We start from the raw sequence: 268 nt of genomic DNA on the forward strand, positions 1-268 counted from the left end.
ACGGGGCGACGACCGTCACGGCCGCCAGGCGGTGTTCTATCGGGGCACCGGTTTGCGGATCCAGCGTATGCGAGTAGCGCTTGCCATCACGCTCGAAATAGTTGCGGTAGTCACCCGAAGTGGAAACGCCATAGCCATCGAGCTCGATGACGCGCTGCGCCACACGCTCATCATCCCGCGGCGCTTCGATGGCGATCCGCCACGGTGCGTCACCCGGCTTTCGGCCTCGTGCCTTGAGCTCGCCAGTGATTTCCACCAGATAGCTTTC

Annotated in this window: 1 protein-coding gene; it reads right to left on the minus strand. The window is 63.1% G+C overall.

Going from position 1 to position 268, the window contains the following annotated elements; genetic code table 11:
* Positions 1–268, minus strand: a 268-nt coding sequence (locus BBI10_RS00060) for an FAD:protein FMN transferase (protein ID WP_141695057.1), incomplete at both ends; no start/stop codon positions are given.

It is taken from the genome of Pseudomonas graminis (genome assembly GCF_001705435.1).
GTDB lineage: Bacteria > Pseudomonadota > Gammaproteobacteria > Pseudomonadales > Pseudomonadaceae > Aquipseudomonas > Aquipseudomonas graminis_B.